We start from the raw sequence: 24005 nt of genomic DNA on the forward strand, positions 1-24005 counted from the left end.
GAGGGTGAGAGCCTACCGCAGAGCGGCTCCGCGCCGCACCCGCGCCGCCCGCCCTATCATTGAGCGGTGCGCTACGCCGTTGATCTCGGGAATAGTGCGGCGAAGGCCGCCCTGCTTGGCGGTGCCGTGGTGCGCCTCCCCGCCCCGACCGATCCCCGCGACGCCGTCGCCTGGGGTGGCGTTGCCGCCGAGCTGATCGCGGCGATACGCGCCGATGCGCAGCGCGCAGGTGGGGCGGCAACCCTCCGTGTTGCGAGCGTAGTGCCAGCCGGCACCGAGGCGCTCCGTGCTGCAGCGAAGGGCGCGGCCATCCCCATCGAATTTGTGAGCGCCGCCGATGTTCCGCTCGAACTGGCACTCACCCCACCAGCCCAGATCGGCATCGACCGTCTCCTTGCCGCATGGCTCGCCTATACGGAGTACGGCGCACCCGCAGGGCGCGGCGCGATCGCCGTGACCCTCGGCACGGCGCTCACCCTCACCTGCGTCGATCGAGGTGGCCGCCTCATCGGCGGAGCGATCGCTCCGTCTCCGGTGCTCGCCTCCCGCGCCTTGGCCAGCGGCGCCGCCGCACTTCCACTCGTTGCTATCTATGACGAGAGCCCCGATCTCGCTGGGCCGATTGGGGCCGACACCGCCGAAGCGCTCAGCGCCGGAATTCTTCGTGGTGCACGCGGTGCCCTCACCGCGCTAATTGGGGAGTCGATTGAAGAGATGTCACGCCGAGATCCAGGTGCGCCAGCTCCCGCCGTGGTGCTGAGTGGTGGTGCCGCACTGGCCGGATGGTGCGCCACTGTTGCTGCCGATCATCGCGACGCCGAGCTTGTGTTGCGTGCGATCAAGGCACTCCCCGCAGCGGTGCGCGCATGAGCAAGCGCCTCGCCGGACGACTCATCGTCCTCGGCATCACCGGCTCCATTGCCGCCTACAAGTCGCCAGAGGTCGTGCGTGCACTGCGCGCTGAGGGTGCCGATGTGCAGGCGCTCCTCACCCCAGCTGCCACGCGGTTCGTCTCGCCACTCACCCTACGCACCCTTACCGGGCACGCCGTTGATGCCGACCTTCTCGACCTTCTCCCCGACGGCCGTATCGGTCACATCGTTGCCGCCGACTCCGCCGATGCGATGCTGATTGCGCCAGCGACCGCGCAGTGGATCGGCGCCATGGCGAACGGTCTCGCCGGAGATGTGGTCACCGCCGCCTGCCTCGCCACCACCGCACCCGTGATCGTTGCGCCAGCGATGGATGGCGAGATGTGGGCGCATGCCGCAACGCAAACAAATGCAGCGCGACTGCGCGATGACTTTGGCTACGCACTTGTTGCACCAGACAGTGGCGCGCTCGCGAGTGGTGCCACCGGCGTCGGCCGCCTCGCCGAAACTGCGGCGATAGTTGATGCCGTAGTGGCTGCCATTGGCGCCGCACCGATTCGCGAACCGAACGAGAGCCGCCGTCCGCCGGCGGTGCCCGCTGGCGACCTCTCGGGGCGTCGGATCGTTGTCACCGCTGGTGGCACCGAAGAACCGATTGATTCGGTGCGCATCTTGGCGAACCGCTCGTCGGGTCGTCAGGGGATCGCCCTTGCCGAGGCGGCGCGCGATCGAGGCGCCGACGTCACCCTGATCGCTGCCCGTGTTAGCGTGCCGCTCCCTGATGGGGTCACCATCGTGCGCGCCATGAGCGTTAACGCACTTGATGCTGCACTGCGCCACGCACTCCTCGCCGCACCGCACGGCGGTGCAGCAACCCCCGCCGATGCGCTCATTGCCACCGCCGCCGTCTCTGATTTCCGTGTCGCGGGCGGCCCGCTGACAGAGAAGTTACGTCGCGATGGCGAGATCACCCTGCGCCTGACGCCAACCCCCGACCTTCTCTCCGGATTAGCGCAGGCGCTCGGCCCACGTGCCACGCGCCAAACCCTGCTCGTAGGCTTCTCGGCAGAGGCGAGTGCAACACCACGGGCACGCGAGAAGTTGCAGGGCAAGGACCTTGACCTCATCGTCGCCAACGACGTCACGGCACCCGGCATCGGTTTTGAGAGCGCCGAGAATGCGGCAGAGATCATTGGGGCCGACGACCTCGTCACCCGTGTGGGCCCGGCGCCGAAGCGTGTTGTGGCCGACGCCATCCTGGATCGAGTGGCGGCGCTCCTCTCAACGCGAGCAGGCTGATGGCACGGCACACCGTTGCCGACATGCGCGCCGCACGCGCCGCGGGTGGCCACTTCGCCGTTGTCACCGCATGGGATCGCCCCACCGCTGAGTTCGCCGAGGCGGCTGGCATTCAATTCTTGCTCGTGGGCGATTCACTTGCACAGGTTGTGCTCGGACATGAGTCGACCGTTCGCGTAGGAATGAGCGAGATGCTGCACCACACCGCCGCCGTCGTTCGCTCAACGAGCACCGCACTGGTGATCGGCGACATGCCCTTCCTTTCGTATGTGGATGTGCCAACCGCCGCAGAGAACGCCGCGCACTTCATCCGCGATGCTGGTGCTGGTGCCGTGAAGCTCGAGGGTGGCGTCGCCGTCGCCCCCGTCGTTGCTGCGCTCGTGCGCAGTGGCGTTCCCGTGATTGGGCACATTGGCTTCACGCCGCAGTCGTCACTGAATGAGAGCAAGCCGCGCGCGAAGGGTCGCCTCCCCGAGGCGGCGGCGGCGCTCCTCGAGGATGCGATCACCCTGCAGGAGGCCGGCGCATCGGCAGTCGTGATCGAACTCGTGCCGCAGGAGCTTGCAGCCGCGATCACCAGCCGCCTCACGATTCCAACCATCGGCATCGGCGCGGGTGCCGGCTGCACCGCACAGGTGCAGGTGCTCCCCGATCTGCTCGGCCTACTCGGCGCGGCCGCACCACGCCACGCTGGGCGCATCGCCAACCTTCGCGACGAGGCGATCGCCGCCCTCACCACCTGGCGAACCAGCGTGGAGTCGGGGAGCTTCCCCACCGCAGCGCAGGGGATTGCTGGCGACGCAACACTGATCGCCGCCCTTGACGAGCTTCCGCGCTAGCTCAGGCTCTGGGCGATGCGTACCGTCACCACTCGTTCCGAACTCGAGCAGGCTCTCGCCCAACTCCCCCGCCCGGTTGCGCTCGTACCCACCATGGGGGCGCTCCACGCCGGTCATGCGGCGCTGATCACCGCCGCGCGCCGCACCGCTGCCACCGTGGTCCTCTCGATCTTCGTCAATCCACGACAGTTCGGATCTGCCGCTGACGTGGCGCAATACCCGCGCACCCTTGCGGCCGACCAGCACGCTGCCGAGGCGGCTGGTGCGCACCTACTATTCGCCCCCGGCGTTGACGAGATCTATCCGCCCGGTGAACCAGTTGCAACAATTGATCCAGGTCCGCTCGCCACGCGGCTTGAGGGCGCCTCGCGGCCCGGGCACTTCGCTGGCGTGGCGACCGTTGTATCTCGACTCTTTGATCTGGTACACCCCGACCAGGCTCTCTTCGGCGCGAAGGATGCGCAGCAGGTGCGCGTCATCGAATGGATGGCGGCGCGGCGCAGCGACGGAATTACAATCCACCGCGTGGCAACGGTGCGCGATGGTGATGATCTTGCACTCAGCTCGCGCAATCAGAAGCTCTCAGCGAGCGGTCGCATCGCGGCGGCAAAGGCGATCCCCGTCGCCCTCTCGCTCATCGCCGAGGCGTGTGCCTCAGGGGTTACGAGCGTTGCCGCGCTCCGGGCACTCGCCGAGCGGGTGATCGCTGCAGAGCCAAGCGTCGCGCTCGACTACCTCGACTTCGCCGAGAGCGCAACGCTCGCGCCACTTGCAGAAGGTGCACAGGTTGGTGATGCCGCATCTGGCGAGGCGCTTATCTCTCTCGCCGCCGTTGTTGATGGAGTGCGCCTGATCGACGCGATCACGCTCCCGTAGGGGCGTCGGCTAGCGCGTTGGAACGGGGCGTGCCGCCGCAAGGATGCGGCTCACGTCGAGTGAGCCGGCAACGAGCTGCTTGATCTCTTCAATCTTGCGCAGGTCTTCAGGGTGTGTCTTCACCAGTAGGTCGTGCACGTTTGAGGCAACGCTGTACGTATCACCCTCCATCAACACCGCGAAGATGTTCGCCTTACGAATCATCTCCAGCACTCGGGCGCTCGGTCGATAGCCGCCGCTAAGGACGAAGCCGAGCGGTCGGTTCGGATGATCTTTCCCGTCAAGCCATAGCTGCGTGAGCACCTCGATCACATCCTCGCGGTCACCAGGAACGACTACGAGGGCGCTCTCGCCGATGCGCTGCATCACATGCTCAGGCTGCATCGCGGCAACGGAGACGCGACCGATGATTGCGTCCATGTCGCGGCCTGGCCAGAGCGTCTCCCCTTGCAAACCATCTTCGATGATCGCCAGCGTGGGGTTCGAAAGAATCTGGCGATACGGAAGGACACCGAGGAGCGGAATTCCGTGGCGCTCTAGCCCCTTCTCAAGGAGTCGCGGCAACTCTGGCTGCAGGTCAAGGTCAACCTTGTTGACGATCGCCCCCGCAACCTCAACGCCACGCGCGGCGAAGAGTGCCGCGTTCAACACGATCTCGTCGATCGGTCGGCCGATACCGCCCTCGCTGACGATGATCACCGGTGCGCCGAGCAGTGCGGCAACATCGGCGTTACTCAGGCCGATCACGGCACCAACGCCCGCATGCCCTGTCCCCTCGAGCAGCAGCAGTTCGTGCCTCTGTGCGAGCTCCACCTGGGCGGCGATGATCTTCGCGCTGAGGTCTTCGACCACCTGTCCCTCGATTACCTTGCGCGTGAAGCCGCGCGGAATCTGCACCGGCGAGAGAAGGGCGACCGCATCGGTCAGATCAAACACGCCGCGCATCAGGGCGGCATCTTCGTCGGCGGGGGTGTTGTCGATGGTGATCCAGCGTTGGCCAACAGGCTTCATGAATCCCGTGTCCAGCCCCTGCGCGCGGAAGGCGGCAAAGAGTCCGAGTGAGGTGGTTGTCTTGCCGCGGTTCTGCCCCGTCGCGGCGAGGAAGAGCTGCCGTGCGCCCGCGGCGCCGGTCATCGGGTTACGCCTCTTCGCGCGGCGCGGTGCGACGCTCAATCAGGTTGACCGCCTCTTTAAGGCGCGTCACCGACTCTAGGTCAACATCCTCGCGGCTGATGTGTGTGCCGAGCTTATCGAGCACTTCGGCGGCAACTTCAAGGAAGACATTGGCGTCGGCGATAAAGAACTCCGACTCGTTGCTGTAGCGCACGAAGGTGAGTCGCCCCTGCAACGTTCGTCGGTCGTCGGCATGGGCAACCTGCGTGGTGAAGTTATGCCCCTGAATGCCGTCGGGGTTGGAGAGGAAGCTCAGCGCGTTATCAATCGCGAGACCGAAGCGCGCGCGCCAGCCGGCGAGACGATCGATCACCTCGGCTGGCAGTCGTAGCTCTGTCACCTCGTCGAAGACCTCGGGGGCTGCCGTGAGTGCCGTCACCAAGGTGGCCCCCTGGCGCTGGCCGAGCATCGCCTGGAGCGAACGCTCCAGCGTGACCACCTCGGCGTCGAAGTGGCTCGAGGTGATCAGGTCAACGAGCAGGTCCTCAACGTTGTCGAGCGCCGAACCCTCGGTGAGCGCAGCGGCAAGCGCGAGGATCTCCTCGCGAAAGAGAAAGCGCTCTTCGTGGTCTAGGCCAGCCATGTGCGCATCCTAGCGCGCAGAGGGTTTACGGGTAGATACCCCGCACCGTCATGGCATCGGCAACACGCTGCACCGAGAGGAGATATGCGCCTGTGCGCAGGTGGCTCTTCTCCTTCTGGGCCATGTCGTAGACCTCGTGGAAGGCGCGAACCATCTTCTGCTCGAGGCGAACATTGACCTCTTCCTCCTCCCAGAAGTCGCGGTTCAGGTTCTGCACCCACTCGAAGTAGCTCACCGTCACACCACCTGCGTTGCAGAGGATGTCAGGGATCACCATGGCGCCGCTCGCGAAGAGGATGTCGTCCGCCTCTGGCGTCGTTGGTCCGTTCGCCGCCTCGGCGACGATCTTCGTCTTGATCTTGCCGGCATTCTCCGCAGTGATCTGATTCTCGAGGGCCGCTGGAATGAGCACGTCGCAGGCGATCTCCAGGATCGCCTGGTTGCTCACCAGCGTTGCGCCAGCAAAGCCGACGACACTCCCGGTCTTCTTCTTATGCGCATCGACTGCAGCAAGGTCGAGGCCGGCTGGGTTGTGGATGCCGCCGCTGCTGTCGGAAACGGCGATCACCTTCGAGCCGAGCTCGCTGATCAGCCGCGCCGCAATGGATCCGGCGTTGCCGTACCCCTGCACCACGACCGTTGCACCCTTCAGGTTGAGGTTGATCTTGCCCGCCGCTTCGCGAATGCAGAAGACTGCACCACGCGCCGTTGCCTCGTTGCGGCCCTTCGAGCCGCCGAGCGCAATCGGCTTACCGGTCACCACACCAGGAACGGTGTAGCCGACATGCATGGAATAGGTGTCCATCATCCAGGCCATCGTCTGGCTGTTGGTGTTCACATCAGGCGCAGGAATATCAGACTCTGGCCCAATGATGACCGCGATCTCTGTGGTGAAGCGGCGCGTCAGGCGCTCAAGTTCACCGAGTGACAACTTCTTCGGGTCAACGGTGACGCCACCCTTGCCGCCGCCATACGGAAGATCCATCACGGCACACTTCCACGACATCCACATGGAGAGGGCCTTTACCTCTTCGATGTTCACGTCCTGGTGGAAGCGGATGCCGCCCTTCGCTGGGCCGCGTCCGAGGTTGTGCTGCACGCGGTGCCCCTCGAAGACTCGGGTTGATCCGTCGTCCATGCGCACAGGGAAGTGCACCGTGAGCTGTCGGCGTGGCTCGCGCAAGACGGCGGCGATGCCGGAGTCGAGGCCGAGCCGCTTTGCGGCAAGGTCGAACTGCTGCTGCGCAACTGCCCAGGCGCTCTTCTGTGGAGTCATCGTTTCGTACCTCTCCTCTGCCGCCCTGGCGGGTGCCTGGCGGACGCCGTGCGGCGAACTCCCCCACCCTACAACGCGCCCCAAAAAGACGTTGCGCGTAGGTTGCGGCGTGCTCCCGCCCGTGCGGCGCGGCGAGCCTTTGTGGCTAGGCGCGGATCAGCGCGACGCCGAGACCCTTCGGGCCGGTGTGTGGGCCAATGGCCGCACCCGCTCGAACGATCCCTGGCTTCAGGGCGGCGATCTCAGGGAACCGAGCGCAGACCTCGTCACGGAACGCCTCGATGTCGGGCGCTTCCGAATGGAGCATGGTCAGCTCCTGAATTGGTGATGCGCCGATGAGCTCCATGAAACGCTCGCGCGCCTTCGCCGTAGTTCGTGGCTTATCGAGGGTGACAACCTCACCATCAATGATGTCGATGATCGGCTTCACCGAAAGGAGTCCACCGATCGCCGCTCGCGCTGGGCTAATGCGGCCGCCGGCCTTCAAGTAGTCCAGTGAGTCAAGGAAGAAGATCACGTGCGTCTTTGGAATGAGCTCACCGAGCTCAGCGACGATCTGTGGCGCCTTCCAGCCTTCGGCGGCGCGATGATAGGCGCGCGCAACGAGCAGCCCCTCGGCCGCCGATGCGGTCGCGGTATCAACGAGATGAATGTTCTTCGACTGCGGATGATCCGCGGCGGCAATCTCGGCGTTCCGATACGTCGCCGAAAGCTTCGAGGCGACGTGCACCGAGACGATCTCTTTTGCACCACCGGCAAACGCCTTGTCATACGCCGCGGTAAAGGCGGCGGGTGGCGGAGCTGCGGTCTTTGGGAATGGTGCCCCAGGTGCGGTGAGTCGCTTCCAGAACTGATCCATGGAGAGCTCCTCGTTCACCTTGAAGCTCTCGGAGCCGAAGGAGACGATGACCGGCACGATGGTGATGCCGAGCCGCTTGGCTGCATCAGGTGGAATGTCCGATGCGCTGTCGGTGATGATTGCAACCGTTGACTTCGCCATGGTGTCTCTGCCTCCCAGCATGCGTGCGGGCAGATCGCCCCCACGTCTCCTAGAGTCTATCGGCGCCGATCAGCCGTGCGCGCCGTGTTGCCCGGGTGCGCTAGGGAGCAGGATTTCGTGCTCAACGCGGCGCAGGATGAGCAGGAATGTGCCCGCAACCACGAGGAATCCGAGCGTGGCGTAGACCAGGCCGTCGACCCCGAAGGTGACCGCCAGGTCGCCCGCGATCTTCACGCCAATGACCTGGCCGAGTCCGAGGAAGATGGAGTAGAGGCCCATCACCGCGCTTCGATCCGCGTGATACCGCTCGGAGACGTCGGCCAAGAAGCCGAGCGCCGCCGGCGTTGCGCCAGCGATGAAGAACATCGAGCCGCAGAGCACCGCGAAGAGGAGTGCGATCAACGGCAGCTCGTTGCCAGAGAGGCGATTGATGGCAAAGATGGCGGCCATCGCCACGACGAAGGCGATCAGGCCGAGGAGGAGCATGGTGGTGCGGCGGAAGTTGGCGAAGCGATTCCCCCAGAAGAAGAGCCCAACGCCGCCAATGAGTGCAACGAAGGCGAAGCCTGAGGTGACGACGATAAACGGAAAGCCGCTGAGCAGGAACTGACCAGAGAGCTTCACCATCTCGTCACCGAGCAGCAGGTTGAGCCCTTGTGGCACCCAGACGCCGATGATGGCGTTGATTGAGACCCACGTTGGCACGAAGAGCAGGATCCCTCGCTGACTGAACAGCTTGACGTACTTGCGGAGGCGATTCTCAGTCTGAGGTGGTGGTGCGGCATGTTCATCTTTCACGCCGTAGGCGAAGAAGAGGAGGGCGAGAACGTAGATCACACCATTTACGGCGAAGGCTGCCGGCCCGAAGATCGCCCAGAGCGGGCCAGCCAGGGCCGTCCCCGCAACGAGGAGTCCGCCGAGAGTCGCCACTTCAAAGAGGGTGACGACGCGGCCCCGCAGCGCGGCGTCGTGACTCGTCTTCGCCGCGACGTACGAAAGGATCGAGGGGACGCTAGCCGCCGTTGATGCCCCTTCTAGAAGGCGCGTACCAATAAGGAGCGGGATCGTCATGGAGAAGGGCGTCATGATCACCGCTGCGAGGCCGAAGAGTGGCCCAAGCAGCATCACGGGCTTTCGTCCGATGCGGTCGGCAATGATGCCGAAGATCGGCGAGCCGATCAGCTCCGTCACGTAAAAGGCGAGCGTGATGGTTGCAAGATCAACAGGGGTGATCGTGACCGATCCAGTGGAGTTGAGGTACTTGTTCCAGACGATCAGCAGCGCGCCCGTGGTCCCCGTTGCTGTTCGCAACGTTAGGGTGCCGAGGAGCAGGGCCTTCATTGATCCAGTCACCTCTGAAGCATACGGGTTCCCGTCTTCGGTGGTCGGTATACTCAGGCCATGCCAACGAACGTCGCCCAGTCGTATCCCTACAAGCGTGAGAGCGAGGCGGATCGCGCCGCCGCTATTGCGGGGACGCTGGGCGCCCGCGAAGGACTCGCCGAGAAGCTCAGCGCCGAGGCGCTCCCATATGACGGCGCCGAAGGCGATGAGGCGTGGGCCTGGCGCTGCCGCACCGTCGGCTGCCCTGGAGTGCTCCACACCGCCGGCTACGCCCGCGAGAAGCACGCGATCGTCGCCCTCTGCGATGGCTGCGGCCAAATTGCACTCCGCTAGATGAGCGGCGAGCGAGTGCCCGAGATCGTGCCGATCAGTTCGGCGAATAAGCCGACGCAGGTTGAGATCGTTGGAGACCGCATTCGCATCGCCTCGCTCGAGGTGATCGACCGCGCCCTCGCCGGCTTCCTCGAGAGCCGCACCCCCGAGGACCGCGCCGAGACGGTTGAACGCGCCATGCGCGTCGGCCTGATGGCGCTGCAGAGCGCCAGCGGCTCCATTGATGTGGATCACGTGCGTCGCGCCTTCGACAAGCTGCTCAGCGACGCCGGCGAGTCGAACAAGAAGGCGACCGCTGAGGTCGAAGAGATCCTGCGCAAGACCTTCGCAAACGAGGGTGGTGCCCTCCCCGCGACCCTGGAGCGCTTCCTCGGCGATAAGGGCGAGCTCGCCCTCTTCACCAAGGACCTCTTCGACGAGAACCGCCGCGACTCGGCGCTCGGCAAGCTCAACACCATTCTCGGCACCTACTTCGATGGCGACGCCAGCAAGCTCGCCCACCTCCTTGACCCAACGCGCGAGGCGTCGCCACTGAGCGGCTTCCGCGCCGAGATCGCCAAGCGCTTCGACGATGTGCTGCTGAAGATCGTTGAGCTCGACGCGTCGCAGAAGGCGGCGAAGGGCGAGCGCAAGAAGGGGACGGCGAAGGGCGCCGACTTTGAGTCGCGTGTCATCGCGGAGTACACCGAACTACTGCGCGCGACGAACGATGAGATCGAAGGGACGGGCGGCGTCACCGGCGCCGTCCCCGACTCCAAGAAGGGCGACGCGGTGATCACCATCAACGGCCGTGACGCTTCCGCAAGCGTTCTGCGGATTGTGGTTGAGGTGAAAGACAAGGCGATGACAGGACCGGCCATCGAGAAGGAGCTCGCCGAGGCGCGCGAGAATCGCAAGGCTGAGATCGCCCTGATGGTCTTCAGTGAGGCGGCGGCCCCCGCAGGCGCTTCGCCATTCACCATCAGTCGCCACGGCGTCTACTGCGTTGTTGACCCTGAGGCTCCCGATGTTGCGGTCCTTGAGGCGGGGTACCGACTCGCGCGCATCTCGGCGCTGATTCGCGCCAAGTCCGAGGGGAGCGGCGTCGACCTCTCGGCGGTGAAGGATGCCATTGACGCGCTGCGCGATCGAATTAGCACGGTGCAGCAGATCAAGACGACGCTGACGGCGATTGACACAACGACCATCAAGGCCCGTGGCGAGCTTGATGCCCTGCGCACTGCGATCGTCACCGAGATTGATCGTATTGAGGAGCAGGTCCGAGCAAGCACCTCCGCCGCTCACGGGCGGTGAGTAGGGCGATCGCTGACTGGCGGCGCTTCCTCACCGGCCGCTACGCCGCCTTCCGCACCCTTGCCGTCTCCGACGCCGTCGCCGTCGCCCTGAATGGGGACAGCCTCTCGATCCCCCTCGTCACAACGCTTGGCGCATCGCCAGCACTTGCGACGCTCATCGGCCTCTTCCCCTTTGTCGGTGGAATTCTGCAGGGGCTTATGCCCGCCGCACTTCGCCGCAACGGCGGCGACCTGCGACGGCTGACGTTGCTGATCGGCGCGGCCGCACTCTTGCGACCCATCCTCTATATCGCCGTCGTGGTGGCGATTGCCGCTGGCGTTCTGCCGCCGCTCGCCGGCATCGGCCTGATCGCGATCGGGTTCGGCGTCGGCGCTACCGCGCAGGCGATTGCTGGGGCGAACGTGCAGACCTGGTTTGGTCGCATCCTCCCCGAGCGTGAGCGCCGCTTCGTTGCCCCACGCGCCCTCGCCATTCAGTTCGGACTCGGCTCAGTACTGCTTGTGCCCGTGGCACTCCTCGTCCGCGTTGGCGAGCAAGACTGGGGCGTCCTCATCTACGCGCCCGCATTCGTTGGTGGCCTGATCGCCAGCCTCCTCTTCTTGCGCGCGCTGCGCGGGCTGCCACGACCTGGTGCGGTATCGGCGGGTCGCGCCGCAAGCTCTGGTCCACTTTCAACACCAGTGCGCCGCTTCCTTCGCACCAACATCATCTCGGCTGTTGGTGCCGGGTTCGCGCCGTATCTCTCGGTATACGCGATCGTCGTGCTGAAACAGGATGCGGCGTACGCCATCCTCATGGCGGCCATCGGCTCCGCCGCGGCGCTCGTCGGCGCGATCCTTATTGGTAACTGGTTGGAGCGCGGCTCGGCGAGTCGTCTCTATCGCATCTCACTGGTCGTTCGCGGCGTTGGCATGGCCTCATCAATCCTCGCCGGTCCATGGAATCCATATGCGCCGCTGGTACTGCTCGTGGTCATCGTCATCATCACCGTCGGCTTCGCCGCCGGCATCCTCTCGGCACAGGAGCGCGTGCTACGACTCGCCGCCCCTGGCGAATCCATTCGCGCGCAGTCGGCCTACGGCGCCACCACCGCGGGGGCGCTCGCCGTCGGCCAGTTAGCCGGCGTGGTCGTGCTGGCCCTGCTCCCCGTCGCCTACCCCACCTACGTCGGCATCTTTATCATCACGGGGGCCTTCCGCCTCGTGGCGGCGGCGACCGCCGACGTGGGCGACGACTGGAATACGGCGACGCGCATCCACCACGGCGAAGAGATGCCCGTCGAGGCGGCCCTCGAGTCACAGCGCTAGGCGCGGGGCTACACTAACCCCAACGCCACCCCTCGTGGGGAGGCAAGAGCGTGCGAGCCGCCCGTGGCCCGCCCAAGGAGGGAAGCGATGCGCGTACCAGTAGAGATGCCCCGACTCGGCTACGACAGCGAGGTCGGCAAGATCGGCGCCTGGACGGCGAAGGTCGGCGACACCGTGACCGCAGGCCAGCCAATCGGCGAGCTTGAGACCGAGAAGGCCACCGTCGAGTTCGAGGCCCCTGTGGCTGGAACCCTTGTGGAGATCGTGCATGCCGCGGGTGCCGAAGTCGCGGTTGGCGCCGTGATCGCCTACGTCGAAGACGGCAAGTAAGCCGAACTCGCGCATGCCGAAGCCAGGGCGAACGCCCGTTGAGTTCACACCAATGCGCACGGCGATCAGCCGTCGCATGGTTGAATCCAAATCAAAGGCGCCACACTTCTATGTCTCCACCGACATTGAGATGGATGCGGTCGTTGCCGCCAATGAGACCCTGAACTCCGGACGCACTGGTGATGATCGCGTCACCCTCACTGCGTGGTTGGTGCGCGCCCTCGCGCAATCGCTCGCCGCTTACCCCGCACTCAACGCGGTGTGGGAGGGCGAGGCGCTCGAGCGCTCCACGCCGATCAACATCGGCATCGCGATTGCGATTCCCGATGGCCTCGTTGCGCCGGCACTCCTTGATTGCGCAGCGAAAGATCTCGCCACCATTTCCGCGGAGCTGCGTGACCTGGTCGCGCGCACCAAGATCGGCAAGTTGCGCCCTGCAGAATTCACCGAGCAGACGTTTACCCTATCAAACCTTGGCTCGTTCCCAGTGACACAGTTCACCGCCATCATCACGCCGCCACAGGTGGCGATCTTGGCGACGGGTCGCAGCGAGTCGCGCGCCGTGGTGCGCGACGGCGCCGTGTTGGCGCGTACGATGTTGACCGCAACGCTCTCCGCCGACCACCGCGCCGTTGATGGCGCTCTGGTCGCCGCCTTCCTCGGCGACCTCAAGTCGCGACTCGAGGCGCCGGCTGGACTCGCCTGACGCCGATGAGTAGTCAGCCGCTCGGCGATCGATCGAACTACCAGCGCGGACGCCTCGACGCCAACGATCTTCTCTCCGACCCGGTCGACCAGTTCCATCGTTGGGTCAACGAGGCGATCGCCCAGCAGGTCCCCGAGCCACTCGCCGCCGCCCTCGCCACCGCCGACGAGGCCGGGAACCCGAGCGTCCGCATGATCCTGATCCGCGGCATCGGTCCCGAGGGGATCGACTTCTATACGAACCACGGGAGCCGCAAGGGGCGCGACCTCGCCACCAGGCCAGCGGCAGCCCTCACCCTCTGGTGGCCGACCCTCGAGCGACAGGTGCGTCTCTCAGGGCTGGTAGCCCGTCTCTCGGAGGCCGAGTCCGCCGCCTACTTTGCGAGCCGCCCGCGCGAGAGCCAGCTCGGTGCCTGGGCCAGCGCCCAGGGGGAGCCGATCGCCGATCGTGCCGCACTCGAGGCCGCCCTGAGCGCGGCGGCGGCCAGCCATGCGCCCACCCCGGAGGCCCTGCCGGCCCTCCCCCCGCACTGGGGCGGCTACCGCGTCACCCCTGCCGAGTGGGAGTTCTGGCAAGGGGGCGAGTACCGCCTCCACGACCGCTTTGAGTACCTCCGAGCCACCCCTAATGGCCCCTGGGAGACCCGCCGCCTGCAACCGTAACAATCCCCCCAGGCCGCCGCGCTCCACCCTGCGCTCCCCCTCTGGTATTTCCCGCCCCGCATCAGATAGGATTCCGCCAAGCGCAGATCGCGCTTCAAGTCTGACGGTGACCCTGTCGGGGAAGCCGCTAAGGAGGAAACACATGCGAAAGAGGTCGCTACTCGCAACCTTTGCGGTCGCTGCCGCACTCGTTGCCGGGGCATGCGGCGGGTCGACCGGTTCGACGGTTACCGGAGCAACGTTGCTCATTGGTGACTATCAGGACGCGGACTCGCTGAACCCATTCTTCTACAGCACCGTGATGTCTTCGAACATCGTCGGCGCCACACATGATGGTCTGCTTCGACTCAACGAGAAGCTTGAGCTCGAGCCATGGATGGCCGAAGAGGCTCCAAACAAGGCCAACGGCGGCATTCAGGTTCCTGGCGTGGGCGGCGATGCCGCAACCGTCACCTGGAAGCTCCGCGCGTGGAAGTGGTCTGACGGAGTTGATCTCACCTGCGCCGACTACCAGTATGCGCGCGAGTGGATCCTCGACCCAAATAACACCGCCGTTTCCAAGGTCGGCACCGAGGACATCTCGGCGATCGACTGCAACGGCAACACGATGGTCGTGCACTACTCGAAGATCTATGCAAACTTGAAGTACGGTCCGGCCGTTGCGCCGAAGCACTACTTCAGCAAGTTCACCGTTGGTAGCGTCCTTGGCGGAAACCCTGCCACTGACGTTTCGAACGACATGCTCTTGGGCGCGGGCTACCGCACCAAGGACCTGCCGAACGCTCCAACGAGCGGCGCGTTCAAGTACGAGAGCCGCACGACGGGCGTCGAGACGGTGATCGTTCGAAACCCATATTGGAAGGATCCTCGCAACGGCAAGCAGGCCAAGCTTGCACGACTCAAGTACGTCGTGTGCGGCTCACCTGAAACCTGTACCGCGAAGTTCCGCACTGGCGAGCTCGACATGGTCACCGACCTTGACGGCAGCCAGTACGCCCCAACCCTGGACCTGGCCGATGCACAGCGCACGCTTCCAGCATTCACGGTTGAGTTCCTTCGCCCGAACTTCTCCACGACGATCTGCAGCGACGGGGCTCCCGCCGAGGCAGACATTGATGGTGTGCTCCCAACCCGCGAAGCGCGCGGTGGCGGGTGCCCAGCATCTGAGCTCGCGATCCGCCAGGCGATCGCTCACGTCGTAGACCGCCAGGGCTACCTTGATCAGATCGAGGGCGGCACCGGCTTCGTAGCAACCAACACGGAGCTCCCGGCATTCTTCTTCTACAAGGATCTTTCGAGCCAGGTTCCAACTGACAACAGCCCGGAGCTTGCCAAGTCAGTTCTTGCAGCGGCAGGCTGGGTAGACAGCAACAACAATGGCATCGTTGACAAGGACTTCGATGGTGACGGAGACAAGGATGAGGCCATCATTGACTTCTGCACCACGATGAAGCCAACCCGTGGCACCAAGCTTCAGCTGCTCGTTGCAGCGCTGAAGGACGTTGGCATCAAGGGCATCGTTGACCAGGTTGGCGCAGGCACACTCTTCGGTCAGCGCACCGACATCGAGGCGGGCACCAAGTGCAACTTGGCGTACGGCTCGTATGACGTCGCGCTCCACGCCTTCGGCATTACGTCGGTTGAGCCGAGCGGGTACGACTCGTACCACTCGACGCAGACCAACGAAAATGGTGGCGGCAATGACCAGTTCGTCAACATCCCAGCTCTCGATGCAGCCCTTGAAGGGATCAAGGTCTCGGTAGACCCTGAAGAGCAGAAGACGTTGATGAGCACCGTGCAGGACCTCATGGCGGCAAACACCGTCGTGATTCCACTGCACTACTGGCTCGATATCACGTTGGTCTCGGCCAATGTGTCCGGGTACCTCCCGCATCAGGCGTGGGGCCCTATCTGGAACGCCTACGAGCTTGACGTCGCAGTCGCGAACTAAGAGCTCCTAGGGGTTCTACAGCGGTAGAAACCACTCTCGCCGCGAGGATCCTCCTTCGGGAGGGCCTCGCGGCGAGTGATATCTGGCCTTTCTAGCGATCAACTAGGCTGAGGGCTACACTCCCTACCAAATCAGACCCGTAGAAAGGTCGGCCAATGATCAGGTACGCGCTCCGCAGAATCGCGCTCGGAATAATGATCATGCTCGGGTCGAGCGTGCTCATCTACGCGCTGATTCTCGCTGCGCCCGGCGGCCCGGAGCAGAAGTTCGCCGAGAACCCGAAGTACACCCAGGAGCAGAAAGAGGGCTACCTCAAGTCACTCGGCCTCGATAAGCCAGTCCCTGTGCAGTACTGCCGCTGGCTTGGTGCTTGCCGCCGCGACAAGGATGGCCTCGATGCGCTCGTCGGACCGACGGGCTTCCCCACATTCCTCCCGAGTCAGATCTCAGGGATCTACACAGGCATTCTTCATGGAGAGCTGGGCTACTCCTATGCCACGGGGGAGGGCGTCGGCGATCTGATTGCGGCCGCCGCGCTTCCAACGCTACTCCTCGCAGGCCTCTCCATTGTTATCTGGTTGACCCTCGCGGTCATCCTTGGCGTGTGGACGGGGCTCCAGGCTGGTTCGAGGTTTGACAACACGGTCACGACCGTCACCTATGTCAGCTCGACCTTCCCCACATTCATTTTCGGATTCATGATGATCTGGATCTTTGCCGTCACCCTCGGGTTGACTCCGGTGAGCGGGATGACCGACGGTCGACTCTCACCCGCCTTCGGCAGCGAAGCGTACTGGCAGTACTTCGCCAGCGCGCCACTGGTCGCCATCCTTGACCTCGCCCGCCACCTCATCCTTCCTGTCTCCACCCTCGTCATCATTAGCGTCGCCGGTGACTCGCGGTATGTACGCGCGTCGGTCATTGACACACTCAGTTCCGAGCACGTCCGCACGGCGCGAGCAAAGGGGCTCTCCTCGCGGCGCATCATCCTCCGGCACACAATGCGCACGGCGCTAGTCCCGTTTGCGACTAACCTCGGACTCGCCTTCCCCTTCCTCTTCGGAGGAGCGCTCATCACCGAGACCATCTTCTCGTGGCCCGGCGTCGGTCGACTGACGCTTTTGGCCACGAATGGCTTGGATTACCCGGTTCTTATGGCGATCCTGTTGATCGGCTCCCTGATGGTGGTGATCGGCAACCTGATCTCTGACCTGCTCTACGCCATCCTTGATCCGCGAGTTCGCCTGTGACCGCCGCAGCTCGCGCTACGAAGGGAACGAAAATTCAAAGGGCTGAGAGCCCATGGGTGCTGGCACAACGGCGATTCTTCGCTGGTCGCCAAGGGCCACTCGGACTTGCCATCCTCGGGTTTGTCTTCCTCCTTGTGGTCGTTGGGCCGCTGCTAGCCCCGTACCGTGTCGGAGAGATCCCAAAGCCAAGCGAATTCGTCTTCCTGGGGCGCGGCCCGTCAGCGGAACATATCTTCGGTGAAACGGCGCAGCTGCAGCTCGATGTCTTCATGCTTGTTGTGAACGGTGGGCGTGCTTCACTCTTCATCGGCTTTGTTGCCGCAATTGGTTCCATCACGATTGGAACCTTCGTCGGTATCGTTTCTGGATACTTTGGCGGCAAATTAGATTCATTCCTGATGCGCCTCGTTGATGTCTTCCTCGCGATTCCAAGTCTCTTCGTTATCATCGTGGGGGCAAAGATCCTGAGCTCCCTTGGCGGTACTGGCCTACAGACGGTCATCATCGTCTTCATCGTCTTCGGTTGGATGGGTACCGCTCGCCTGGTCCGGGGCCAAGTGTTGGCCCTCCGCGAGATGGAGTTCATTGAGGCGGCACGTGCCCTTGGCGTTCGTCCGATCCGCATCGCCATTCGACATGTACTACCGAACGCGATCGGTCCTGTTGTCGTCTCGTTCCCCTTCGCCGTTGGCGGTGCCATTGTCGGAGAGGCATTCATCAGCTATCTCGGGTTCGGTGTCTCCGCGCTGACCCCAACCTGGGGGAACATGCTCTCGAACGCTGAGAACTTCCTCCTGCAAGGGAACTGGTGGTGGCTCGGATTCCCCGGCCTCTTCATCATCATGACCTCGCTCTCCGTCAACATGATTGGCGACGCACTCCGCGAGAGCCTTGAGCCAGAGGGTCGACGGTCGTGAGCGCCGTGAAGAGGAGCCCCGTGAGCAAGCGCGCGTCGACGTCGACTGCACCGCTCCTCGAGGTGAAGGACCTGGCGATCAGCTTCCGCACCAGCCGCGGCATCCTGAAGGTTGTTGACGGCGTCTCCTTTGATCTCACCGCTGGCGAGTGCCTGGCGATCGTCGGCGAGTCGGGCTCCGGCAAGACCGTCTCGGCGATGGCGATCATCTCGTTGCTCAGTCGCAAGCAGGCGATCATCGAGGGCTCGGTTAAGTTCAAGGGGCGACAGCTCGTTGGCCTGAGCGAAGATCAGTTGCGCCCAATTCGAGGCGGCGGCATCGGCGTGATCTTCCAGGAGCCGCTCTCGGCGCTCAACCCGGTCACCACGATTGGCGAGCAGATCGCCGAGGTGATCGTTGCGCACCGCAAGTTGAGCTGGAAAGAGGCGCACAAGTTGGCGATCGGCTATCTCGAGCAGGTCGAGATCGCGCAGCCAGAACAACGCGCCAGGCAGTTCCCACATCAACTCTCGGGCGGTATGCGCCAGCGCGCCATGATCGCCATGGCCCTCTCGGGCGAGCCGTCCATGATCATTGCCGACGAGCCGACCACGGCCCTCGACGTCACCATTCAGGCGCAGGTGCTCGACCTGCTGCGTCGCACCACCACCGAGCGTGGTGCCGCACTCTTACTGATCACCCACGACCTTGGCGTCGTTGCCGAGACGGCTGACCGCATCGCCGTGATGTATGCCGGCCAGATCGTTGAGACCGGCAAGGCCGCCAGCGTGCTGCGCGAGCCGGCGAGCCCCTACACGCGAGACCTCATCACGTCGATCCCCTCATTCGCGGCGCGCGGCAAGAAGCTGAACACGATCACCGGCATGGTGCCGTCGCCTGATGCCTTCCCAGCGGGCTGCCGTTTCGCTCCGCGCTGCCGCTACGCGATTGACGCCTGTACCACCGCCGTGCCACCGCTTGAGCCGCTCAAGGATGGTCGCCTCGTTCGCTGCATTCGCACCAAGGAGGTGCTTGACGGCACCGCCGCAGGGAAGCGCCCCGCCGCAACAACCAAGCAGGGGGCGGCACGATGAGCGGCAAGCCTGCAGAGGGACGCGAGGTGCTGAAGCTCGTTGGCGTGAAGCGCCACTTCCAGGTGCGCGGTGGCATCCCACTGATTCGCAAGCCGCTTGCGGTTCGTGCCGTCGACGGGGTCGACCTCACAGTGGCACGCGGCGAAACGCTCAGCCTCGTCGGCGAGTCGGGCTCTGGCAAGACAACGCTCGGCCGAGTGGCCCTCGGCCTGCAGCCAGCCACCGCGGGCACCGTCACCTTTGATGGACGTGAGATCAAGAAGCTCTCTGTCACCGAACGCCGAGCGCTGCGCAAGCGCATGCAGATCGTCTTCCAGGATCCGTTCGGCTCGCTGAATCCACGCCTCCCGATCGGCGACCAAATCGAAGAGGGCCTCCTCGCCCACAAGCTCGGCAACCCTGCGGCTCGCGAGAAGCGTGTGCGCGAAGTACTGGACCTGGTTGGCCTCGATCCGAACTATGCGTCGCGCTACCCGCACGAGTTCTCCGGTGGCCAGCGCCAGCGTATCGGCATCGCGCGCGCCCTTGCCGTGAACCCAGAGTTCATCGTGCTCGACGAGCCGGTCTCCGCGCTCGACGTTTCGATCCAGAGCCAGGTGCTCAACCTGCTCACCGACCTCCGCAACGAGAAGGGGCTCACCTACCTTTTCATCAGCCACAACCTCGATGTTGTCGGCTACTTCTCGGACCGCGTCGCCGTCATGTACCTCGGCAAGATCGTCGAGATTGGCCCGGTCGATCGCGTCTTCACCAAGCCGCAGCACCCGTACACCGTGGCGCTAATCTCGTCAGTGCCAAAGGTGGAGGCGCACGACGTCAAGGATCGCCTCATTCTTGAGGGTGAAATTCCATCGCCGATCTCACCACCATCGGGCTGCCGCTTCCGCACGCGCTGCTGGCTGCGTGAACAGCTCGGCAACCCAGAGAAGTGTTCAGCAGAAGAGCCGAAGCTGGTCGCCACACCCCGCGATGTGACGGTCAACGTGGCCTGCCACTTCCCTCTCGCCGATGGTGCCGCTGCAACAACCGCCGCCGGACGCTTGGAGATTACACAGGCCATTAAGGCTGCGAACTCTCCGAAGGTTAGGTCTGCAGCGAGGCCGAAGGCGGCGGCAAAAGCCGCTCCGAAGGCGAAGCGGAAGGCTTAGTCTTCGCGGCGGCCCGCGCCGCTCTCCCCCGTTGCCGACGAGAGCGCACCGTATCTCTGCAGCAGCTCCCCCGCGCGATCGCGCGCGCTTGGATTCGGCGCAATGCGCTGCGCTGGCGCCGCAACCGCCTCTGACGCTTCGCGGAGGCTGGCAAACACGCCAGCTGCCACGCCGGCAAGAGCGGCAGCGCCAGCGCCCGAGGCTTCAGCGTTCTGGCCCACCACTACAGGGATGCCGAAGAGATCGGCGCGGAGCTGAACCAGTGGCGCGGAGACTGGCTCGCCGCCAGAGAGCGGTCCTGGCGCTGCACCGGTCGCTGGGCCTGAGAGTCGCATCTCGCTGATCTGCAGCCCAGACTCGATTGCCGGTGCAAGCAGGTGCGCAACCGCAAGAGCGCCCCCCTCAATCGCTGCGCGCACCAGATGTGCCGCGGTGTGTCGATCGGTTCGCCCATCGAACGCATCATCAGCGGAGCGCGGGCTGCTCCAACCAAGATTGGAGATCGGTTTCGCCATGAGTCCATCAGCGCCGAGCGGTAGCGAGGCGGCGGCGCGGAAGAGCTCAGCGCGGCGCTCTGGCGCCGCCGCTGGATCGTTGGCGAGCAGTTCCGTAACGACCCACTCCAAGAGTCGACCGGTGCCCGCGAAGGCGCCGCCGAGGATCACCCCGTCGCCGAACGGCGCAGGGGCTGGTCCCGCCCAGAGACGCCCAGGGAGTGCGGCGGTGATGCGCTGGGCTTCCGATGGCGTCGCGGCCACGGCGACGCCGCCCGCGGTGCCGCCCACATCAACACCGAGTCCAGGCTCGGTAAGGCCCGCGCCGATCACGGCGGCGAGTCCATCGTTCATCCCTGCCGCGATCGGCAGCCCAGCAGGGAGGCCGAGATCTGCAGCTGGGCCAGGGAGCAGTGTGCCGATTCTGGTGCCCGGGAATACCTCAGGCGGGAGTGCGCGCTCATCGAGGCCTGCAGCGAGCAGGGCGCTGCGCTGCGCGGGCGAGACGCTTCGCGCCGGATCCCAGAAGGCGCTGACCGCCTCACCAGAGAGCCGCAGCGTGAGCGCATCCCACGAGGAGAGGAGCCACGTTGACGCCGCGGCGACCTCAGGGCGCTCACGGAGGAGCCAGCGCGCCTTCGGCAGTTCGCCGAGCAGCCATCCGCCGCGTCCGAGAATCTTTTCAAGTGCGGCCTCGTCGTCGGCTGAGCGGCGGTCGCGCCACATCAAGACTGGCCCAGCGGCACTTCCATCAGCGCGTACAGGGACGAGGGATGGGCCGTGACCGTCGACGCCGATTCCGCGAACCTCGATCGCCTCTGCGCTCTGGGCAGCGGCCAGGGCCAACACCTCATGGGAGACGGCGCAGATCGCGCGCCACCAGACGTCGGCATCTTGCTCGCGCGGATCTGATCCGCCACTGGTCGCACGCCGCGCAATAGCGATCGGCGCACCAGTCTCAGCGTTGATCAGGAGCGCTTTGACCGAGGTGCTCCCGAGGTCGAAGGCGAGGAGTGCGGCGCGAACGGGTCGACGCATCAGGTGCGTCGCCGTTAGATCAGCGTGGACCGTCGCTCCGGCCGTGGTTCACGTACCACCAGGCCGAAGGGAAGACCGCAGCTGCAAGCCCGAGCTTGATCGCATCGCCGAGCAGGAATGGGAGCGCACCCTTCTCGATCGCAACGCCGATCTCGAGATGCGCAGAGGCGGCGAGCCATGGCACGCCCACGCTGTAAATGATTAGGCTGCCAATCGCCATGGCCGCAACGGTGCCGAACACGCTGCGATCCCAGCCAAGGTCGGCGAGGCGCCCAACGATCCATCCGGCGAAGAGCATGCCGACGAGGTAGCCGCCCGTTGGCGCGAGCTGCAGCGCTCCGCCATCGGCAGCGGAGAGGAACTTCTCAATGCCGTGGCTCCCCTCGCGGAAGACCGGGGCGCCGAGAATACCGAGGGCAAGATAGAGGCTCATAGAGGTGAGGCCGCGGCGCGCGCCAAGGGCTGCGCCAACCAGGAGCACGCCGAAGGTCTGCCCGGTGATCGGCACAGGGGTGCCAGGGAGCGGAATGACGATTTGGGCGGAGGCGGCCACGATGAGGGCGCCAACGACTGCGAGCGCCAGGCCTTGAAGGCGGGCGCCTAGACGCTCGCCGAGGAAGACCGGAAAGAAGAAGTCGCCCAGCGTCACGCCGAACTCGGCGGCAGGAATGCGGCCCATCGCGGGCAATGCGCGTCGAACCTTCATCTAACCCTCCCTACAGGCGCCACCACCGTGCGACGGCGCTGACCGCCAGTCTACACTGCGCCACGCCCCTCACCGCAGGGTAAGATAACGGCTGACTTGGTGGCCATCGTTCAATGGTTAGGACCGTGGTTTGTGGAGCCGCAGATGAGGGTTCAATTCCCTCTGGCCACCCCACCACACGTGAGGAGCGCCCCGTGCCCACAGTCGCACCTCGCCGCCGCCTAATCAACGACCCCGGCTTCGTTCGCCTCTGGGCCGCCGAAACGATCAGCCACCTCGGCTCAAGTTTTACGGGCTTGGCCATGCCGATTGTCGCCATCCAACTGCTGAACGCCGGCCCAATGGAGATCGCGGCAATCAACCTCGCCGATTTTCTCCCCTTCCTGGTCTTTGGCCTGCTCGTTGGCGCGCTCGTGGATCGCCTGCCACGACGCGGCGTGCTGATCGTTGCTGACCTTGGCCGAGCCTTGTTGCTGCTCACCCTGCCAATCTCGTACGCGCTCGGCGTCCTCTCCATTCCGCAGCTGGTCATCGTTGGCCTACTACTCGGCACCCTCACCGTCTTCTTCGATGTCGCTTATCAGGCCTACCTCCCATCACTGATTCCGAAGGAGGATCTTGTTGAGGGGAACTCGAAGCTCGAGATCAGCCGTTCTGCCGCGGGGCTTCTAGGACCGAGCCTCGCTGGCGCACTGATCGCCGCTGTTAAAGCGCCTGCGGCGGTGGTGATTGATGCCATCTCGTACCTCTTCTCGGCGCTCTTCATCTTCTCCATTAAGCCGCATCACGAGTCCGTTGCCGAACAGAGAGACGCAGCGGCACCAGCGGCAAGCAAGCCGCGCGCCTCGTTGCGATCCGACATTGCCGCCGGCCTTCGCTACGTCTTCGGCCACCCTGCGCTGCGCACGATTGGCGGCGCCACCGCAACGTCAAACCTGTTTGGCAGCATTGCCGGAACCGTCGAACTGCTCTTCGCCTACAACGTGCTCGGCCTCTCCGTGGCGCTCATCGGCTTCGCATCAACGCTGGGATCGGCTGGGGGGCTTCTCAGCGCCGTGTTGGCCGACAGAATCTCCAAGAAGATCGGCGTAGGACGAACGATTCTCCTCACCATCCCGTTGGGCGGACCGATGATGGCGGTGCTCGCCTTCTGCCAGCCCGGGAACGACCTGCTGAATACGCTCGTGATAGGCGGCGGCTTCTTCGCTGCCGCCGCCTCGGGGACGCTCTACAACATCAACCAGGTCAGCTTGCGCCAGGCGCTCACGCCGCCAGAGATGTCTGGGCGCATGAATGCCACGATGCGCTGGTTCGTCTGGGGGACGATTCCAATCGGCGCCTTGCTCGGCGGGATCATCGGCACCAACCTCGGCCTGCGCGAGGCGCTCATCATTGGCGGGATCGGTGGCACGTTCGCCTTCGTCCCCCTCCTCTTTGGGCCAGTCTGGAAGATCAAGGAGATGCCGACCAGGGTCGCCCAGAAGTAGCGCCACCCACCGCCCTGGCCCCTGCGCGCTGATAGACTCGCGGCG

At 64.7% G+C, this 24005-nt stretch carries 23 protein-coding genes and 1 tRNA gene; 17 read left to right on the plus strand and 7 right to left on the minus strand.

Features of this window, described 5'->3' with window-relative positions:
- The first annotated feature begins 66 nt into the window (after positions 1-66).
- Genes AC3LB0_RS05000 through panC form a run of 4 tightly spaced genes read left to right on the plus strand, consistent with a single transcriptional unit; the run spans position 67 to position 3886 of the window.
- Positions 67-870 (plus strand): type III pantothenate kinase, encoded by an 804-nt coding sequence (locus AC3LB0_RS05000; RefSeq protein WP_488650065.1) that lies wholly within the window; start codon positions 67-69, stop codon positions 868-870.
- Complete coding sequence (gene coaBC, locus AC3LB0_RS05005) at positions 867-2171, plus strand: bifunctional phosphopantothenoylcysteine decarboxylase/phosphopantothenate--cysteine ligase CoaBC (RefSeq protein WP_488650066.1); 1305 nt, start codon at positions 867-869, stop codon at positions 2169-2171. The genes AC3LB0_RS05000 and coaBC overlap by 4 nt, the downstream gene beginning before the upstream one ends.
- Entirely contained in the window at positions 2171-3010 is an 840-nt protein-coding gene (panB, locus tag AC3LB0_RS05010) for a 3-methyl-2-oxobutanoate hydroxymethyltransferase (protein WP_488650067.1), read from the plus strand. The genes coaBC and panB overlap by 1 nt, the downstream gene beginning before the upstream one ends.
- Before the next feature lie 15 nt (positions 3011-3025).
- A complete protein-coding gene (gene panC, locus AC3LB0_RS05015; protein WP_488650068.1) occupies positions 3026-3886 on the plus strand; it encodes a pantoate--beta-alanine ligase in 861 nt (286 codons plus the stop codon).
- Between the two features lie 9 nt (positions 3887-3895).
- Here panC and AC3LB0_RS05020 read toward each other — a convergent pair whose 3' ends face one another.
- From AC3LB0_RS05020 to AC3LB0_RS05040, 5 genes are all read right to left on the minus strand, one after another.
- Positions 3896-5020 carry a phosphotransacetylase family protein gene (locus AC3LB0_RS05020; protein ID WP_488650069.1) on the minus strand — a complete coding sequence of 375 codons (1125 nt, stop codon included), beginning with the start codon at positions 5018-5020 and terminating at the stop codon, positions 3896-3898.
- Between the two features lie 4 nt (positions 5021-5024).
- The gene (locus tag AC3LB0_RS05025) at positions 5025-5642 is read right to left on the minus strand and encodes a hypothetical protein (RefSeq protein ID WP_488650070.1); all 618 of its coding nucleotides are present in this window, start codon (positions 5640-5642) and stop codon (positions 5025-5027) included.
- Between the two features lie 25 nt (positions 5643-5667).
- Positions 5668-6918 carry a Glu/Leu/Phe/Val family dehydrogenase gene (locus AC3LB0_RS05030; protein WP_488650071.1) on the minus strand — a complete coding sequence of 417 codons (1251 nt, stop codon included), beginning with the start codon at positions 6916-6918 and terminating at the stop codon, positions 5668-5670.
- 145 nt (positions 6919-7063) lie between these two features.
- A complete protein-coding gene (locus AC3LB0_RS05035; protein ID WP_488650072.1) occupies positions 7064-7918 on the minus strand; it encodes a DegV family protein in 855 nt (284 codons plus the stop codon).
- A 69-nt stretch (positions 7919-7987) separates the two neighbouring features.
- The gene (locus tag AC3LB0_RS05040) at positions 7988-9271 is read right to left on the minus strand and encodes an MFS transporter (protein WP_488650073.1); all 1284 of its coding nucleotides are present in this window, start codon (positions 9269-9271) and stop codon (positions 7988-7990) included.
- A 48-nt stretch (positions 9272-9319) separates the two neighbouring features.
- Here AC3LB0_RS05040 and AC3LB0_RS05045 point away from each other — a divergent pair, with 48 nt between their 5' ends.
- From AC3LB0_RS05045 to AC3LB0_RS05095, 11 genes are all read left to right on the plus strand, one after another.
- Positions 9320-9595, plus strand: a complete 276-nt coding sequence (locus AC3LB0_RS05045) for a hypothetical protein (protein WP_488650074.1) — start codon at positions 9320-9322, stop codon at positions 9593-9595.
- Positions 9596-10888 carry a hypothetical protein gene (locus tag AC3LB0_RS05050; protein ID WP_488650075.1) on the plus strand — a complete coding sequence of 431 codons (1293 nt, stop codon included), beginning with the start codon at positions 9596-9598 and terminating at the stop codon, positions 10886-10888.
- Positions 10885-12198, plus strand: a complete 1314-nt coding sequence (locus tag AC3LB0_RS05055) for an MFS transporter (protein WP_488650076.1) — start codon at positions 10885-10887, stop codon at positions 12196-12198. The genes AC3LB0_RS05050 and AC3LB0_RS05055 overlap by 4 nt, the downstream gene beginning before the upstream one ends.
- An 87-nt stretch (positions 12199-12285) precedes the next feature.
- Complete coding sequence (locus AC3LB0_RS05060; protein WP_445844510.1) at positions 12286-12528, plus strand: lipoyl domain-containing protein; 243 nt, start codon at positions 12286-12288, stop codon at positions 12526-12528.
- 13 nt (positions 12529-12541) lie between these two features.
- A complete protein-coding gene (locus AC3LB0_RS05065) occupies positions 12542-13234 on the plus strand; it encodes a dihydrolipoamide acetyltransferase family protein (protein WP_488650077.1) in 693 nt (230 codons plus the stop codon).
- Between the two features lie 5 nt (positions 13235-13239).
- The gene (gene pdxH / locus AC3LB0_RS05070) at positions 13240-13896 is read left to right on the plus strand and encodes a pyridoxamine 5'-phosphate oxidase (protein WP_488650078.1); all 657 of its coding nucleotides are present in this window, start codon (positions 13240-13242) and stop codon (positions 13894-13896) included.
- 142 nt (positions 13897-14038) lie between these two features.
- Positions 14039-15847: an ABC transporter substrate-binding protein gene (locus AC3LB0_RS05075; RefSeq protein ID WP_488650079.1), complete on the plus strand. Its 1809-nt coding sequence runs from the start codon at positions 14039-14041 to the stop codon at positions 15845-15847.
- 155 nt (positions 15848-16002) lie between these two features.
- The gene (locus tag AC3LB0_RS05080; RefSeq protein WP_488650080.1) at positions 16003-17097 is read left to right on the plus strand and encodes an ABC transporter permease; all 1095 of its coding nucleotides are present in this window, start codon (positions 16003-16005) and stop codon (positions 17095-17097) included.
- 56 nt (positions 17098-17153) lie between these two features.
- The gene (locus AC3LB0_RS05085; RefSeq protein ID WP_488650081.1) at positions 17154-18014 is read left to right on the plus strand and encodes an ABC transporter permease; all 861 of its coding nucleotides are present in this window, start codon (positions 17154-17156) and stop codon (positions 18012-18014) included.
- A 20-nt stretch (positions 18015-18034) separates the two neighbouring features.
- A complete protein-coding gene (locus tag AC3LB0_RS05090; RefSeq protein WP_488650082.1) occupies positions 18035-19087 on the plus strand; it encodes an ABC transporter ATP-binding protein in 1053 nt (350 codons plus the stop codon).
- Positions 19084-20235, plus strand: a complete 1152-nt coding sequence (locus AC3LB0_RS05095) for an ABC transporter ATP-binding protein (protein ID WP_488650083.1) — start codon at positions 19084-19086, stop codon at positions 20233-20235. The genes AC3LB0_RS05090 and AC3LB0_RS05095 overlap by 4 nt, the downstream gene beginning before the upstream one ends.
- Here AC3LB0_RS05095 and AC3LB0_RS05100 read toward each other — a convergent pair.
- A complete protein-coding gene (locus tag AC3LB0_RS05100; protein ID WP_488650084.1) occupies positions 20232-21767 on the minus strand; it encodes a xylulokinase in 1536 nt (511 codons plus the stop codon). The two genes, AC3LB0_RS05095 and AC3LB0_RS05100, sit on opposite strands and share 4 nt — an antisense overlap.
- Before the next feature lie 19 nt (positions 21768-21786).
- A complete protein-coding gene (locus tag AC3LB0_RS05105) occupies positions 21787-22473 on the minus strand; it encodes a biotin transporter BioY (protein WP_488650085.1) in 687 nt (228 codons plus the stop codon).
- Between the two features lie 99 nt (positions 22474-22572).
- Here AC3LB0_RS05105 and AC3LB0_RS05110 point away from each other — a divergent pair.
- Positions 22573-22647: transfer RNA gene (locus AC3LB0_RS05110), tRNA-His, on the plus strand.
- Between the two features lie 20 nt (positions 22648-22667).
- On the plus strand, positions 22668-23960 hold the full coding sequence (locus AC3LB0_RS05115; RefSeq protein ID WP_488650086.1) for an MFS transporter: 1293 nt from the start codon (positions 22668-22670) through the stop codon (positions 23958-23960).
- Positions 23961-24005: the final 45 nt, after the last annotated feature.

It is taken from the genome of Candidatus Limnocylindrus sp., from assembly GCF_040397235.1.
GTDB lineage: Bacteria > Chloroflexota > Limnocylindria > Limnocylindrales > Limnocylindraceae > Limnocylindrus.